General features: G+C 64.2%; 17 protein-coding genes. 11 read left to right on the forward strand and 6 right to left on the reverse strand.

Features of this window, described 5'->3' with window-relative positions:
• The first annotated feature begins 35 nt into the window (after positions 1–35).
• Positions 36–464: a DUF805 domain-containing protein gene (locus L858_RS0100780; RefSeq protein ID WP_022681236.1), complete on the forward strand. Its 429-nt coding sequence runs from the start codon at positions 36–38 to the stop codon at positions 462–464.
• A 171-nt stretch (positions 465–635) separates the two neighbouring features.
• On the opposite strand, the gene L858_RS0100785 is transcribed toward L858_RS0100780, so the two are convergent.
• Positions 636–1,016, reverse strand: coding sequence for a hypothetical protein (locus L858_RS0100785; RefSeq protein ID WP_022681237.1), 381 nt, complete (start codon positions 1,014–1,016; stop codon positions 636–638).
• A 179-nt stretch (positions 1,017–1,195) separates the two neighbouring features.
• Here L858_RS0100785 and L858_RS0100790 point away from each other — a divergent pair, with 179 nt between their 5' ends.
• The 5 genes from L858_RS0100790 to queA all read left to right on the forward strand — a co-directional run bounded on the left by L858_RS0100790 (position 1,196) and on the right by queA (position 4,840).
• Positions 1,196–1,456 carry an exodeoxyribonuclease VII small subunit gene (locus tag L858_RS0100790; RefSeq protein WP_022681238.1) on the forward strand — a complete coding sequence of 87 codons (261 nt, stop codon included), beginning with the start codon at positions 1,196–1,198 and terminating at the stop codon, positions 1,454–1,456.
• A gap of 21 nt (positions 1,457–1,477) precedes the next feature.
• On the forward strand, positions 1,478–2,383 hold the full coding sequence (locus tag L858_RS0100795) for a polyprenyl synthetase family protein (RefSeq protein WP_022681239.1): 906 nt from the start codon (positions 1,478–1,480) through the stop codon (positions 2,381–2,383).
• A 3-nt stretch (positions 2,384–2,386) separates the two neighbouring features.
• On the forward strand, positions 2,387–2,899 hold the full coding sequence (gene coaD, locus L858_RS0100800) for a pantetheine-phosphate adenylyltransferase (protein WP_022681240.1): 513 nt from the start codon (positions 2,387–2,389) through the stop codon (positions 2,897–2,899).
• A gap of 90 nt (positions 2,900–2,989) precedes the next feature.
• Positions 2,990–3,754 carry a peptidylprolyl isomerase gene (locus tag L858_RS0100805; RefSeq protein ID WP_022681241.1) on the forward strand — a complete coding sequence of 255 codons (765 nt, stop codon included), beginning with the start codon at positions 2,990–2,992 and terminating at the stop codon, positions 3,752–3,754.
• A 57-nt stretch (positions 3,755–3,811) separates the two neighbouring features.
• Entirely contained in the window at positions 3,812–4,840 is a 1,029-nt protein-coding gene (gene queA / locus L858_RS0100810) for a tRNA preQ1(34) S-adenosylmethionine ribosyltransferase-isomerase QueA (protein ID WP_022681242.1), read from the forward strand.
• Between the two features lie 57 nt (positions 4,841–4,897).
• Here queA and L858_RS0100815 read toward each other — a convergent pair whose 3' ends face one another.
• On the reverse strand, positions 4,898–5,668 hold the full coding sequence (locus L858_RS0100815; protein WP_022681243.1) for a methyltransferase: 771 nt from the start codon (positions 5,666–5,668) through the stop codon (positions 4,898–4,900).
• A gap of 60 nt (positions 5,669–5,728) precedes the next feature.
• On the opposite strand from L858_RS0100815, the gene L858_RS0100820 reads away from it, so the two are divergent.
• The 3 genes from L858_RS0100820 to bfr all read left to right on the forward strand — a co-directional run bounded on the left by L858_RS0100820 (position 5,729) and on the right by bfr (position 7,825).
• Positions 5,729–6,973 carry a DUF418 domain-containing protein gene (locus L858_RS0100820; RefSeq protein ID WP_022681244.1) on the forward strand — a complete coding sequence of 415 codons (1,245 nt, stop codon included), beginning with the start codon at positions 5,729–5,731 and terminating at the stop codon, positions 6,971–6,973.
• A gap of 53 nt (positions 6,974–7,026) precedes the next feature.
• On the forward strand, positions 7,027–7,197 hold the full coding sequence (locus L858_RS0100825) for a (2Fe-2S)-binding protein (RefSeq protein ID WP_022681245.1): 171 nt from the start codon (positions 7,027–7,029) through the stop codon (positions 7,195–7,197).
• A 148-nt stretch (positions 7,198–7,345) separates the two neighbouring features.
• Complete coding sequence (gene bfr, locus L858_RS0100830) at positions 7,346–7,825, forward strand: bacterioferritin (protein ID WP_022681246.1); 480 nt, start codon at positions 7,346–7,348, stop codon at positions 7,823–7,825.
• Positions 7,826–7,876: 51 nt separating this feature from the next.
• Here bfr and L858_RS0100835 read toward each other — a convergent pair whose 3' ends face one another.
• Positions 7,877–8,284: a (deoxy)nucleoside triphosphate pyrophosphohydrolase gene (locus L858_RS0100835; RefSeq protein WP_022681247.1), complete on the reverse strand. Its 408-nt coding sequence runs from the start codon at positions 8,282–8,284 to the stop codon at positions 7,877–7,879.
• A gap of 81 nt (positions 8,285–8,365) precedes the next feature.
• Here L858_RS0100835 and L858_RS0100840 point away from each other — a divergent pair, with 81 nt between their 5' ends.
• Positions 8,366–8,551, forward strand: a complete 186-nt coding sequence (locus L858_RS0100840; protein WP_028055661.1) for a Flp family type IVb pilin — start codon at positions 8,366–8,368, stop codon at positions 8,549–8,551.
• A 135-nt stretch (positions 8,552–8,686) separates the two neighbouring features.
• Positions 8,687–8,848 (forward strand): Flp family type IVb pilin, encoded by a 162-nt coding sequence (locus L858_RS0100845; protein WP_022681249.1) that lies wholly within the window; start codon positions 8,687–8,689, stop codon positions 8,846–8,848.
• Between the two features lie 63 nt (positions 8,849–8,911).
• On the opposite strand, the gene L858_RS0100850 is transcribed toward L858_RS0100845, so the two are convergent.
• From L858_RS0100850 to L858_RS0100860, 3 genes are all read right to left on the reverse strand, one after another.
• Entirely contained in the window at positions 8,912–10,390 is a 1,479-nt protein-coding gene (locus tag L858_RS0100850; protein WP_022681250.1) for a M48 family metalloprotease, read from the reverse strand.
• Between the two features lie 70 nt (positions 10,391–10,460).
• On the reverse strand, positions 10,461–11,405 hold the full coding sequence (locus L858_RS0100855; protein ID WP_022681251.1) for an acetyl-CoA carboxylase carboxyltransferase subunit alpha: 945 nt from the start codon (positions 11,403–11,405) through the stop codon (positions 10,461–10,463).
• Between the two features lie 11 nt (positions 11,406–11,416).
• Entirely contained in the window at positions 11,417–12,334 is a 918-nt protein-coding gene (locus tag L858_RS0100860) for a tyrosine recombinase (protein WP_022681252.1), read from the reverse strand.

The raw sequence follows: 12,334 nt of genomic DNA on the forward strand, positions 1-12,334 counted from the left end.
CTTCGCCACGTTCTTGCAGACGAAAGGGGAAAGCCATGGAATGGATGCTGTTGCCGCTGCGGCGCTATGCCCGTTTTTCGGGGCGGGCGCGGCCGAAGGAATATTGGATGTTCATCCTGTTCCTCTTCCTCTGCCTCCTGATCCTGACGGTCGTTGAGGGGATGCTGGGGCTCAGCACGACCCGGCACTGGCTGCAACGGGGACCGTGGTGGGCGAGCGCGGGTTACAGCACGCATGGCGGACCCCTGACCGGCATCTTCATGCTGGCGATGCTGATCCCCTATCTCGCCGTCGCGGTCCGCCGCCTGCACGATGGCGACCGCAGCGGATGGTGGCTGCTGATCGCCTTCTTCCCCATCATCGGCAGCATCGTGCTGCTGATCTTCTTCATCATGGGCGGCACGCGAGGGCCCAACCGCTTCGGCCCCGACCCGGTCGAGGTTGGGGAGCCGGAGTTGCGTTAGGCACTCATGCTCCTGCGAAATCCGGAATCCCGTTCGGATGGGGCGCGTTGATGCAAGTAGGGGGCCGGGTTCCTGCCTTCGCAGGAGCACTTGGCGCCAAGTTCGCATCACAAGAAAAAGGCCGGCCTCCCGAGGAGCGCCGGCCCGTTGTGCAGGAAAAATCGTTGCGGCTCAGGCCTTGCAGCTGAGCGCGCCCTTGCCGGGAACAGTAGCCGTGATCTGCTTGCCCGAACCCTCGACCTTGTAGCCGTCCGCTTCGAAGGGCTTGCCGGCTTCGGCGGCGGTCAGCTTGGTGGGCGCGCCGTTCTTTTCGGTGCGCAGGTTCGCCGTCTTGTCGTCGCTCAGGAAGTCGACGAACAGCAGGCTGTTGTCCTTGCAGCGGAACTGGTAGCTGGCCTTCACTGAAGGCGGCAGCTCCACAGGAGCGGCATTGGCAAGCTTTTCAGCCATAGGATCGGCCGGACCGCCGACCACTTCAGGCTCGTCATTCTTGTTGCAGGCAGACAGCAGCGTCAACGCCGCGACGGAGATCAGGGGGAGATAATATTTCATAGCGGTCCTTCTATGTGCACTTGCCACCGTGGGCGTCAACGCAAAACTGCCTCATTTCCGCCACCCCCTGTCTGGACGGCATGACAGCATGATGACGGCGCGCCGGAATTGGAGGGTACCGCCGCCCAAGCGCTTGTTGCGCACTTGACCGCGCGTGCACTGCCCGCCAATGCAGGCACATGGCTGAGGAAAGCATGACGCAGCAGGGCGATCTGTCGCAATTGTCGTTCGAGGACGCATTGCGCGCGCTCGAATCCATCGTCCGGCGTCTGGAAAGCGGTGACGTTCCGCTGGACGAGTCGATTTCACTCTATGCCCAGGGTGAGGAATTGCGGAAGCGTTGCCTGGAACGGCTGCAGGCGGCGGAAGCGCGGATCAGCAAGCTGACGCTGGACGCCGGGGGCGCGGTAACCGGCGCGCAGCCCTTCGGCGCGGACTGAGCACGGCTACGGCCCGCCGCCATGTCCGACACATCCCCATCGGCGCTGATCGCCACCCGTTCCGCAGCGATTGCAGGAGAGATCGACCGGCTGTTCGATTCGCTGCTGCTGGTGCCGGACGATGCGCGCCGACGGCTGTATCAAGCTATGCGCCATGCCGCGATCGGCGGCGGCAAGCGGCTGCGCCCGCTGCTGGTGCAGGCCGCGAGCGACCTCTTCAACATCTCGCGGGATTCGGTGCTGCGGGTCGGCGTGGCCGTCGAGTGCATCCACGTCTATTCGCTGATCCATGACGATCTGCCCGCGATGGACGACGACGACCTGCGGCGGGGAAAGCCCACGGTCCACAAGGCCTTTGATGAGGCGACGGCGATCCTCGCGGGGGATTGCCTCCACGACCTCGCCTTCGAGGTGCTGGCGGACGAGGAAACCCACCCCGATCCCTTCGTGCGCGTCGAACTGGTGAAAGCGCTCGCCATTGCCAGCGGGACCAGCGGCATGGCCGGCGGGCAGATGATGGACCTCGCAGCAGAGCATGCGAGCTTCGACCTTGCCACCGTCACCCGGCTTCAGCAGCTCAAGACCGGCGCGCTGATCGCCTTCTGCGTCGATGCAGCCGCGATCATGGCGCGCTTGCCGCAGGAGGCACGCACCCGGCTGCACGCCTATGCCCGCGACATCGGTCTTGCCTTCCAGATCGCCGATGATCTGCTGGACGTGGAAGGCGACGCGCAGCTTGCCGGAAAGGCGCTGGGCAAGGATGCTGCGGCCGGCAAGGAAACATTTGTGTCGCTGCTGGGCGCCGACAGGGCGCGGGAACAGGCGAGAATGCTGGTCGATCAGGCCAAGGCACATCTGCACGGCTATGGGGCGCAGGCCGAATTGCTGTGCGCGATTGCGGACTTCATCGTGGAAAGGGATCGCTAAGACATGAGCAGGCAGCGGGTGGGGGTTTATCCGGGCACGTTCGATCCGATCACATTGGGACATATGGACATCATCCGTCGCGGCGCGAAGCTGGTCGACAAGCTGGTGATCGGTGTGACCACCAATATTTCCAAGTCGCCGATGTTCTCCGACGAGGAGCGGTTGGAAATGGTGCGCCGCGAATGTGCCGACATCGACACGGAGATCGTCGTCACCGGCTTCAACTCGCTGCTGATGGACTTCGCCGAATCGCAGGGCGCCAGCGTGATCGTCCGCGGGCTGCGCGCCGTGGCGGACTTCGAATATGAATATCAGATGGCGGGCATGAACCAGCAGATCAACTGCCGCGTCGAGACGGTTTTCCTGATGGCCGACGTTTCGCTGCAGCCCATTGCATCGCGCCTGGTCAAGGAAATCGCGCTCTACGGAGGGCCGATCCACAAGTTCGTCAGCCCCGCTGTTCGCACGGAAGTGGAGGCGCGTGTCGCTGCCATTGGCCTCAAGGGCGGCAACTGAGCCTCCGCTCAGCCTTCGTTCAGTTGCCAATCGCGATGAGGACGCTATCAGGGCGTCTCGCTTAAGGCCCACTCAAGGAAAGCTTCATTCATGCGGTTCACTTCGGCGCTCAAGACCGTGGCGATCGGTTTCGCTCTTTATGCATCGAGCGGAGCAGCGCTTGCGCAGGGCGGGCGCGGTGCTGAGGAAACGAAGAAGGCGGAGGCTGCGGCCCGCGCGGAGCAGACGGCCAAGCAGCTCGGCACCGACCCTGCGGCCAAGCTGCCGCCCGCCAGCGTCCCTGTCGATCCGCAGAATGTCTGGGATCTGGACCTGTCCACCGGCGGCCGGGTGCGCATTCAGCTGCGCCCAGACATCGCCCCTGCCCATGTCGAACGGATCAAGGAACTGACGCGGCAGGGCTTCTACAATGGCCTGAAATTCCATCGCGTTATTCCCGGCTTCATGGCGCAGGGCGGCGATCCGAAGGGTGACGGCACCGGTGGATCGACGCTGCCGGACCTGAAGGCCGAGTTCAACCCGATGCCCCATCTGCGCGGCACGGTGTCAATGGCGCGCGCCCAATCGGAAGACAGCGCCAACAGCCAGTTCTTCATCCTCTTCCTGCCGCGCATGCAGCTGGACAAGAAATATACCGTGTTCGGCCGCGTGATCGAGGGCATGCAATATGTCGATGCGATCCATGAGGGCGAGCCGCCGGCCGACCCCTCGACCATCCTCCAGGCTTCGATCGAGAGCGATGGCAAGCCGCCGGTAACCGCGCTGCCCACGCCCCCTGCCCCGCCCGCTCCGTCGATCATCCCGACGCCCGCGAAGAAGGCGGTGGCGAAGAAAGTGCCCGCGGCGAAGAAATAGGATGGCGTGCTCCTGCGAGGGCGGGAGCACCTTGTTGCTGTTCCAGAGCATCCAGCCATGCGCGTAGACCTGTTCGACTTCGACCTGCCGCCCGAGTGCATCGCGCTGCGGCCCGCCTCGCCTCGCGACGCCGCGCGGCTGATGCTGGTCGCGGGCGAGGCGCCGATCGAGGATCATGTCGTCCGCGACCTGCCGGGCCTGCTGCGTGCCGGCGACGCGCTGGTCTTCAATGATACCAAGGTAATTCCCGCCCAGTTGGAAGGCATGCGCGGAGAAGCGCGAATCGGCGCCACGCTGCACAAGCGGCTAGGGCTGCGCCAGTGGCAGGCATTCCTGCGTAACGCCAAGCGGGTTCGCGAGGGCGACCGCATCGACTTCGGCGCAGGGGTGACGGCGTTGGCCGGTGCGCGCGACGAGGATGGCGGCGTAACGCTGAGCTTCGAAGGCGAGGAGCCGGTGGAAGTGCTGCTGGAGCGCGCCGGGCGGATGCCGCTGCCGCCCTATATCGCCAGCAAGCGCCCCACGGATGAGCGCGACCGTAGCGACTATCAGACGATGTTCGCGCGCGAAGAGGGGGCCGTGGCCGCGCCGACCGCCGCGCTGCACTTCACGCCGGAGTTGATGGAGGCGATCGCCACTGCGGGAATCGCGACCGAGACGCTGACGCTGCATGTCGGCGCCGGGACTTTCCTGCCAGTCAAGGCCGAGGACACCGACGACCATCGCATGCATGCCGAATGGGGCCGGATCGATCAGGCTTCGGCGGACCGGCTGAACGCCGCGCGGCGGTCAGGCGGGCGCCTGATCGCGGTTGGCACGACGAGCCTGCGCCTGCTGGAAAGCGCCTGCGGCGAAGATGGCGTGATCCGCCCATTTTCTGATGAGACGCGCATCTTCATCACGCCGGGCTATCGCTTCCGCGCGATCGACGGGCTGATGACCAATTTCCATTTGCCCAAGTCGACGCTTTTCATGCTGGTAAGTGCGCTCATGGGCCGCGAGCGCATGCAGGCCGCCTACGCCCATGCCATCGCGAACGGCTATCGCTTCTATTCCTATGGAGATTCGTCGCTGCTGCTGCCATGAGCGGCGGGACGAGGTGATATCCTTCTTCCTTAAGCGAAAAGGATTTCAGGTAGCCATTTACCGACCCGCCCGCGTCACGCGGCCGAACAGCACCTGGTAGATATCGTCGCCGCCGCTTTCCTCGAAAGCGGCCATGACCCGGCGGAGTTCGCGCGGCGGCAGCGGCTTGCGCCCATCGCTCGGCACCACCGCGCCGATGCCCTTCAGATGTGCGATAAGCCCCTTGGCGCCACCGCACCCCAGGGCATATTCCTCGTCAAAGGCGAAGGCATCGTCATAGCGCGACAACAGGCTGCGAAGGCCATCGAGAGAGGGGTAATCGGGAATGCCAGCCGCCAGCCCGTTCGCCTCGTGCGCCGCGCGCCAGCGCGTAAAGCTCCCCTGCCCCATGGTCGAGAAGATCATGCTGCCACCTGGTCGCAGCAGCGCGGCCAGCCGGTCGAGCGCTCCGGCCAGATCATCGAACCACTGGAACGCAAGGCTGGAAAGGATGAGGTCGAACCATTCTCCGTCGAAAATCGGCGCCTCGCCATCCATCGTCAGGAATATCCCCGCGACCAGCCCATCCTTGGCGGTTCGCGCGAGCATGTCGGGCGACAGGTCGGTCACGACCAGTTCCGCGCCCGGCCAGCGGGCATGAATGTCCCGCGTCAGGAAGCCGGTGCCGCAGCCGATTTCCAGGATGCGACGCACGCCGTCAGGCTTCTGCCGGTGAGCGAGGCCAGCGACCAGCGCGGCCGCCATCCGCTGCGGCCCGGCATGATCGTCATAATGCGCCGCCGCCGCGCCGAAGGCATCGCTTATCCGTTGCTTGCGGCCGCTGTTCATGGCTAGTCGCATGGCAGACCGGCGCCCGCTTTGCCAGTATCTTCAAGGACGACCTGCCCCATGACTGCCCCATCCTCCCGGATTCCCGCCATGGACGTGCTGCGCGGCTGCGCGGTGATGGGCATCCTCTGGATGAACATCGCGGCCTTTGCGCTGCCGGAACAGGCCTATTTCAGTCCTGCGGCGGCGGGGCCGCTTTCGGGCGGCGACATCGCCTTCTGGACGGTCAGCTTTCTGTTCTTCGACGGCAAGATGCGCGCGCTCTTCTCGATGCTGTTCGGCGCGTCGATGCTGCTGCTGATCGACCGCGAGGAGATGGCCGGACGCGACGGGACGCGATCGCAGCTGGTGCGTTCGGCCTGGCTGCTGCTGTTCGGCCTGGCCCATTATGTACTGCTCTGGTGGGGCGACATATTGATGATCTACGCGCTGGTCGGCTGCGCCGCGCTGTTCTTCGTGCGCCAGGAGCCGCTGTCGCTCGTCAAATGGGCGTTCCTCGCCTTCCTCCTGCATTTTCTGATCAGTGCCGGCTTCATCGCATCGCTTTACAGCTGGGCGCATGCCGCTGCTGCCCCAGGCGCGGGGACCAGCGTGAGGCAAGGATATGAGGCTTTCATCGCGTCCATTTCCAATCCGGCAGATCCTGCTCTTCGCGGCGAGATCGCCACCTATCGCAGCGGCTTCTTGCCCATCGTCCTGCATCATCTGCATCTGCTCACCAGCCAATGGCCGTCCACCCTGCCCTTCGTCATCTTCGACACGCTGGGATTCATGCTGCTGGGCATGGCGATGCTGAAAGGCGGTTTCCTGACCGGACGCTGGGACGCCGAGCAATATTGGCGCACGGCGCGCCATTGCTTCCTGATCGGGCTGGTACCGATGGCCGCGCTGGCGGTGTGGGTGATCGGCCGGGGCTTCGCTCCGCTTCCGACGCTTGGCACGGTGGTCGCATGGTCCTTCCCCTTTCGCATTCCGCTGGCGGTCGGCTGGGCGGCGCTTATCCTGTGGCTGTTCGCGCGGCATCGGAACCACGCCCTCGTCGCACCCATTGCCGCGGCGGGGAGGATGGCGCTCAGCAACTATCTCGGCAGCAGCCTTGTCATGTGTGCGATCTTCTACGGCTGGGGGCTTGGGCTGTTCGGGCATGTGGCGCATGCCGCCATGCCGATCTTCGTAATCTGCGGCTGGATCGTGATGATGGTCTGGTCCGCCCTCTGGCAGCGGCGATTCGCGCTGGGTCCAGCGGAATGGCTGTGGCGCAGCCTTGCGCGAGGCGAGACGCAAAAGATTCGCAACAGCAGCTGAAATACTATTGCGACCTATTATCATCTAGGCTATCTCGATTGCAGGAGATGCCCATGGTCGTTTGTGTCTGCAATGCCATCCGCGAAAAGGATTTGAAGGAAGCGGCGCGCGAAGGCTGCGCGACGCCCTGCAGTGCTTATGCCCGCCTCGGCCGCCGGCCCAAATGCGGACAATGCGTGCCGTTCGCGCGCACGATCATCGCGGCCGAGCGCGCTTCCATATGAAGCCATTGCAAATCAGCCGCAGCCGATATCCGCGAACTCGACGCAATAGCGCGAGCGAAAAGCCCGGATTTCCAAGGCTTTCCGGATTAACAAACGGATCCGAAACGCTTATACTCCGCAGCACTTTCTGACAGCCGGAGTAATAACGATGAAGGGCGATGCCAAGGTCATCGAATATTTGAACGAGGTGCTCAAAAACGAGCTGACCGCGATCAACCAATATTTCCTGCACTATCGGATGCTCAACCATTGGGGCATCGAGAAGCTCGCTAAGTTCGAGTATGAAGAGTCCATCGACGAGATGAAGCATGCCGACAAGGTGGCGGAGCGCATCCTGTTCCTTGACGGCTTGCCCAATTTCCAGCTGCTCGGCCGCCTGAAGATCGGCGAGACGGTGGAGGAGGTGCTTAAGGCCGACCTCGAGCTGGAATATGAGGCGCTGCCGGTACTGAAGGACGCCATCGCCTATTGCGAGTCGGTCGGCGATTTCGTGAGCCGCGACCTGTTCCAGTCCATCCTCGAGAGCGAGGAAGAACATATCGACACGCTGGAAACCCAGTTCGAGATGATCGACCGCATGGGCATCCAGAATTATGTCCAGCTGCAAAGCGAAGCCGCCGAAGGCTGATCGCTCTCGCGTGGGCGGCCCATCCGGCGCGCCGCCCCGCTCCTCTCCCCCTCAGATCAGCGCATCCAGCAGCCCGATGAGCGGCAGGTCCGCTGGCGGCATCTCCAGCGCATACATCTGCGCCGGCCGCACCCATTTGAGCGCGGTCGCATGCCGCGCCTCCGGCACCCCCTGCCACTTGCGGCAGACATAGAGCAGCAGCAACAGGTGCCGATCGCCCAGCGGCTCGCTGGCGAAGGCGGCGGGCGCGAGGCAACTCGCATGCGTGCGGATGCCCAATTCCTCCTCAAGCTCCCGGATCAGCGCGGTTTCGGGCGCCTCACCCGACTCGACCTTTCCACCGGGAAATTCCCACAGATCCGCCATCGGCTTGCCCGGGGGCCGCTGCTGCAACAGCACGCGGCCGTCGGCGTCGACCAGGGCAGCGGCCACGACCAGTAGGGGAGAATTTGTCGTCATATCGGTCCAGGGCAAGGGGTTTGTTAACTCTGCGCCTTTTACAAGGCCGAGAGGGACTGTCTGCAAAAATGGGGTGCTTGCATGGTCAGGTGGGCGAAAATGTTCGGGCGGCTTGCGCTCCCGCGATGCGAGCGTGGCGCGACAGCTGTTGAATATGGGCTGATCCTGGCGCTCCTCGTCCTTGCGATCCTGAGCGCCGTCAGCAGCTTCGGCACCAAGACCAGCGGCATGTGGAACAACGTCGCCACAAATGTTCTCGCTCATTAACCATCAATTTTTGACAGTCGGTTTCGGCATTAAATCTTTATCAACCCCCAGCATCTAGACAAGCCGAAGCTGACCTAATTCGCAAGCGGGGCGGCCGGGTAGTTAAACGTAGAGCTCAAGTCAAGGAGACTTTCCATGAAGTTCATCCGTAAGATGCAGAAGAATGAAAAGGGTGCAACGGCCATCGAATACGGCCTGATCGCAGCTCTGATCGCTGTCGCCGCCATCGGCGCCATGAGCAGCCTCGGCACCAAGCTGAGCGGCACCTTCAACAATGTCTCGGGCAACCTGAAGTAAGCCCGACACCATTGTCATGAAAAGGGCGGCGGGAGCGATCCCGGCGCCCTTTTTCATTGGGCCTTACCAGGTGACGAGCTTCACCCGCTGGCCGGGACGCAGCACGCTTTGCGCGGTGAGTGCGTTGATCGTGAGGAAGCGTTCCAGCGGATAGTCGCTATAAGCCATGCGGCGGCTGAGCGACTGGACGGTGTCGCCAGATTTTACAGTCACCATGCTGACCCGGCGCGGCTTGATGGCGGCGGCGTCCTGCGTGGAGAGGCGCTGGACCGACTGCACCATGGACGCGAAAGGGCCAACGCCCTGCCCCGCCGCCGTCAGCAGCAGGAAGTGATAGGCCTTGCCGCCGCCGAAATCATAGGCGAAGACCGTAGCATCCACCTGGCCGGACTGGGTGTTGGCACGCACCGTGCGCCATGCTGCGGGCAAGCCATTGACGGTGGTGCGGCTCACCTCACCCGTCGGCGGCGCGCCGTTATTGCCGCCGAGCTTGGCGAACACCGAGTTGATATACTCGGGCAAGCTGCCGCCATAGCTGGCTCCGCTGAACTGCGCCTGCCCGCCCGATCCGGCGACGGTGACCGCGTTCGCACCATTTTCCATGCCGAAACCCGAAGGCACGGTGAATGCCAGCCTCAGTTCGGGATGGCGGAAGCGGTTGCCCTCGATCACGCCCTGTTTGGGATCATCGCCATAAAGCACGCCGTCGAGTGCGTTCAGGAAAGCGTCGCGATTCCGAACGGTGCTGGTCGAGCCAGTCGCCGCCGCATTGCGGGCTGCCCGTCCAACGCGCGACGCAGGGTCCGGGTGTGTGCTGGCCCATTCGGGCATGGAGCGGGCATTGCCGGAGACCCGCGCATCAAGGTTGCTTTGCGCAGCCAGCGAAGCGAGCATCGACGACAAGGCACGCGGATCATAGCCGCCCGAGGCGAGATAGCGGATGCCAAGATCGTCCGCCTCATATTCCTGGCTACGTGAGAATTTGAGCGTCAGCAGCTGGCTCCCCGTGCCGATCCCCTTCTGCAGCAGCCCGCCAATCGCCGAATCGCCCAGCAATGCACCGGTCAGCACCTGCAACAATGTGCCGCCGATGGCGTTGCGCTGCGCCGCCTGTTGCCGGCGCTGGCCGTGCTTGGCCGCGACATGGCCGATCTCATGACCGAGCACGCCGGCCAGTTCAGCCTCGTCGTTCATCAGCGCCATCAGCTGGCGCGTCACATAGACATAGCCGCCGGGGATGGCGAAGGCGTTGTTGACCGGCGAATTGAGCAGCGTGACCGTGAAATCACTCTGCGCGTTGGAAAGGCCCGACTGCACCGCGATGCGGCGGCCTACGCTCTCCACATATTTGGCTTGAGGCCCCGCATAGGCACCGCCAAATTCATTGAGCAGCTGCGGATGCTGCTTGGCACCGGCCTGCTTGTCCTGCGCGCTGATCGAGGAAACGGTGCGGATTGCCCGCTGCTGCCCGATGACGGCAGGCGCGGCGGCCAAGGCCGCGAAACCCAGTCCCGCCGATGCCAGAAATAGCTTACCCCTCACGCTGCTTCCTCCACCTTTGCTGTTACCCTCACGTAACGAGCAATAGCGACAGCTGTTCCCAACGGGGAGGTCAGACGCCGATGGCGAGGAACTTGTCGGCGCGGTCCGTCCGCAGCGCATCGGGGCTCATGCCGGTTAGCGCATCCAGCTCCTGACCGATCGCCGCGCCCAGATTAGCGATCGCCTGCACCGGCTCGCGGTGAGCGCCGCCGATCGGCTCCGGCACGATGCGGTCGATGACGCCGAGCGACTTCAGATGCTGCGCCGTCACCTGCATGGCGGTCGCCGCGTCGCTTGCCTTGTCGGCGGTGCGCCACAGGATCGAGGCGCAGCCTTCAGGCGAGATGACCGAATAGACGGCATGTTCGAACATCAGCACGCGGTTGGCGGCGGCGAGCGCCACCGCGCCGCCGGAGCCGCCCTCTCCCACCACGGCGGCGACCATCGGCACGCCGAGCGCAAGGCATTGCTCCGTCGATCGGGCGATCGCCTCGGCCTGGCCGCGTTCCTCCGCCTGCACGCCAGGAAAAGCGCCCGACGTATCGACCAGCGTCACCACCGGCAGGCCGAAACGGTCGGCGAGCTGCATCAGGCGGATCGCCTTGCGATAGCCCTCCGGCTTCGCCATGCCGAAATTGTGACGGACGCGGCTGGCCGTGTCGTCGCCCTTCTCATGGCCGATCACCACCACCCGGCGCTCGTCCAACATGGCGAAGCCGCCGATGATCGCCTGATCGTCGGAAAAGGCGCGGTCCCCGGCAAGCGGCATGAAATTGTCGAACATGCCCGCGACATAATCCTTGAAGTGCGGGCGGTCGGGATGGCGGGCCACCTGAGTCTTCTGCCAGGGCGACAGCTTGGCATAGGTGTCGACCAGCATCTTGGCAGCGCGCTGCTCAAGCTTTTCGATCTCGCCGCCGATGTCGATATCGCCCACATCGGCGGTCGCGCGCAATTCGATGATGCGCGCCTCCAGCTCGGCGATAGGCTTTTCAAATTCCAGAAAGCTAACCATGGCGGATGGCGTTAGGGTGCAGATGCGTCGCCGTCAACGCGCCGATGCGTCATCGTGGCAAGGGGATGGCGGCTGTTGACCAGTTCGACCAGTCGCCGGCTGTCGACATGGGTATAGATCTGCGTCGTGCCGATATCGGCATGGCCCAGCATCGACTGCAAGGCGCGCAGGTCCGCTCCCCCCTCCAGCAGATGGGTGGCAAAGGCGTGACGCAGCACATGGGGGCTGACCCGCTCGGGCGCGATGCCTGCTGCGGCGGCGAGCGCCTTCACCATCTGATAGAGGCGGATGCGGCTGAGATGGCTCTTGCCCGACGGGAACAGCCAGGCGCTGTCGGCGGGTACATGCGGCAGCCAGGCAGCGACGGCGGCCCGAGCGCGGTCGGAGATAGGCACGAGCCGCTCGCGCGCACCCTTGCCCTTCAGGATCAGGAAGGGACGGTCAGCTGCCAGCGCGCGGCGGGGCAAGGACACGAGCTCGCTGGCGCGCAGGCCTGAGCCATAGAGCAGCTCGATCAGGGCGGACAGGCGCAGGTCGAGCCGCGCAGGATGGTCCGCCGCCAGCCTCAGTTCGATTTGCGCGAACAGCGAATCGACTTCCCTTGTCGACAATATTTTCGGCAGCGGTCGGCGCGTCACCGGGCGGGGCAGGGCTGATGACGGATTGTCGGGGCGCAACCCCTCTTCTTCAAGAAAGGCGTAGAAGGCCCGCAAAGCCGACGATTTCCGCGCGACCGACGATGCCGCAAGGGTCGCCCATGCCGCGGCAAGCTCCGCCACCGCCGCCTTGGTGGCCATCGCAAGGCCGCCCATGATCTGCGCGGCGCCCATCAGGTCCGCGCGATAAGCCAGCAGCGTATTGCGCGATGCGCCGCGTTCCGCCGCCATCATCTCCAGAAAGCGGTCGATCAGCGCTGCGTCCTCACTCAT

The organism is Sphingobium bisphenolivorans (assembly GCF_000412635.1).
Taxonomy (GTDB): Bacteria; Pseudomonadota; Alphaproteobacteria; order Sphingomonadales; family Sphingomonadaceae; genus Sphingobium; species Sphingobium bisphenolivorans.

Bases quoted from the DNA above. Each gene is read 5' to 3' on its own strand.
- L858_RS0100780 (WP_022681236.1), top strand. From the start codon at position 36: ATGGAATGGATGCTGTTGCCGCTGCGGCGCTATGCCCGTTTTTCGGGG.
- L858_RS0100855 (WP_022681251.1), bottom strand. From the start codon at position 11,405: ATGGTTAGCTTTCTGGAATTTGAAAAGCCTATCGCCGAGCTGGAGGCG.
- L858_RS0100835 (WP_022681247.1), bottom strand. From the start codon at position 8,284: ATGACGACAAATTCTCCCCTACTGGTCGTGGCCGCTGCCCTGGTCGAC.
- L858_RS0100840 (WP_028055661.1), top strand. From the start codon at position 8,366: ATGGTCAGGTGGGCGAAAATGTTCGGGCGGCTTGCGCTCCCGCGATGC.
- coaD (WP_022681240.1), top strand. From the start codon at position 2,387: ATGAGCAGGCAGCGGGTGGGGGTTTATCCGGGCACGTTCGATCCGATC.
- L858_RS0100790 (WP_022681238.1), top strand. From the start codon at position 1,196: ATGGCTGAGGAAAGCATGACGCAGCAGGGCGATCTGTCGCAATTGTCG.
- L858_RS0100860 (WP_022681252.1), bottom strand. From the start codon at position 12,334: ATGAGTGAGGACGCAGCGCTGATCGACCGCTTTCTGGAGATGATGGCG.
- L858_RS0100815 (WP_022681243.1), bottom strand. From the start codon at position 5,668: ATGAACAGCGGCCGCAAGCAACGGATAAGCGATGCCTTCGGCGCGGCG.
- L858_RS0100795 (WP_022681239.1), top strand. From the start codon at position 1,478: ATGTCCGACACATCCCCATCGGCGCTGATCGCCACCCGTTCCGCAGCG.
- queA (WP_022681242.1), top strand. From the start codon at position 3,812: ATGCGCGTAGACCTGTTCGACTTCGACCTGCCGCCCGAGTGCATCGCG.
- L858_RS0100845 (WP_022681249.1), top strand. From the start codon at position 8,687: ATGAAGTTCATCCGTAAGATGCAGAAGAATGAAAAGGGTGCAACGGCC.
- L858_RS0100785 (WP_022681237.1), bottom strand. From the start codon at position 1,016: ATGAAATATTATCTCCCCCTGATCTCCGTCGCGGCGTTGACGCTGCTG.
- L858_RS0100825 (WP_022681245.1), top strand. From the start codon at position 7,027: ATGGTCGTTTGTGTCTGCAATGCCATCCGCGAAAAGGATTTGAAGGAA.
- L858_RS0100820 (WP_022681244.1), top strand. From the start codon at position 5,729: ATGACTGCCCCATCCTCCCGGATTCCCGCCATGGACGTGCTGCGCGGC.
- L858_RS0100805 (WP_022681241.1), top strand. From the start codon at position 2,990: ATGCGGTTCACTTCGGCGCTCAAGACCGTGGCGATCGGTTTCGCTCTT.
- bfr (WP_022681246.1), top strand. From the start codon at position 7,346: ATGAAGGGCGATGCCAAGGTCATCGAATATTTGAACGAGGTGCTCAAA.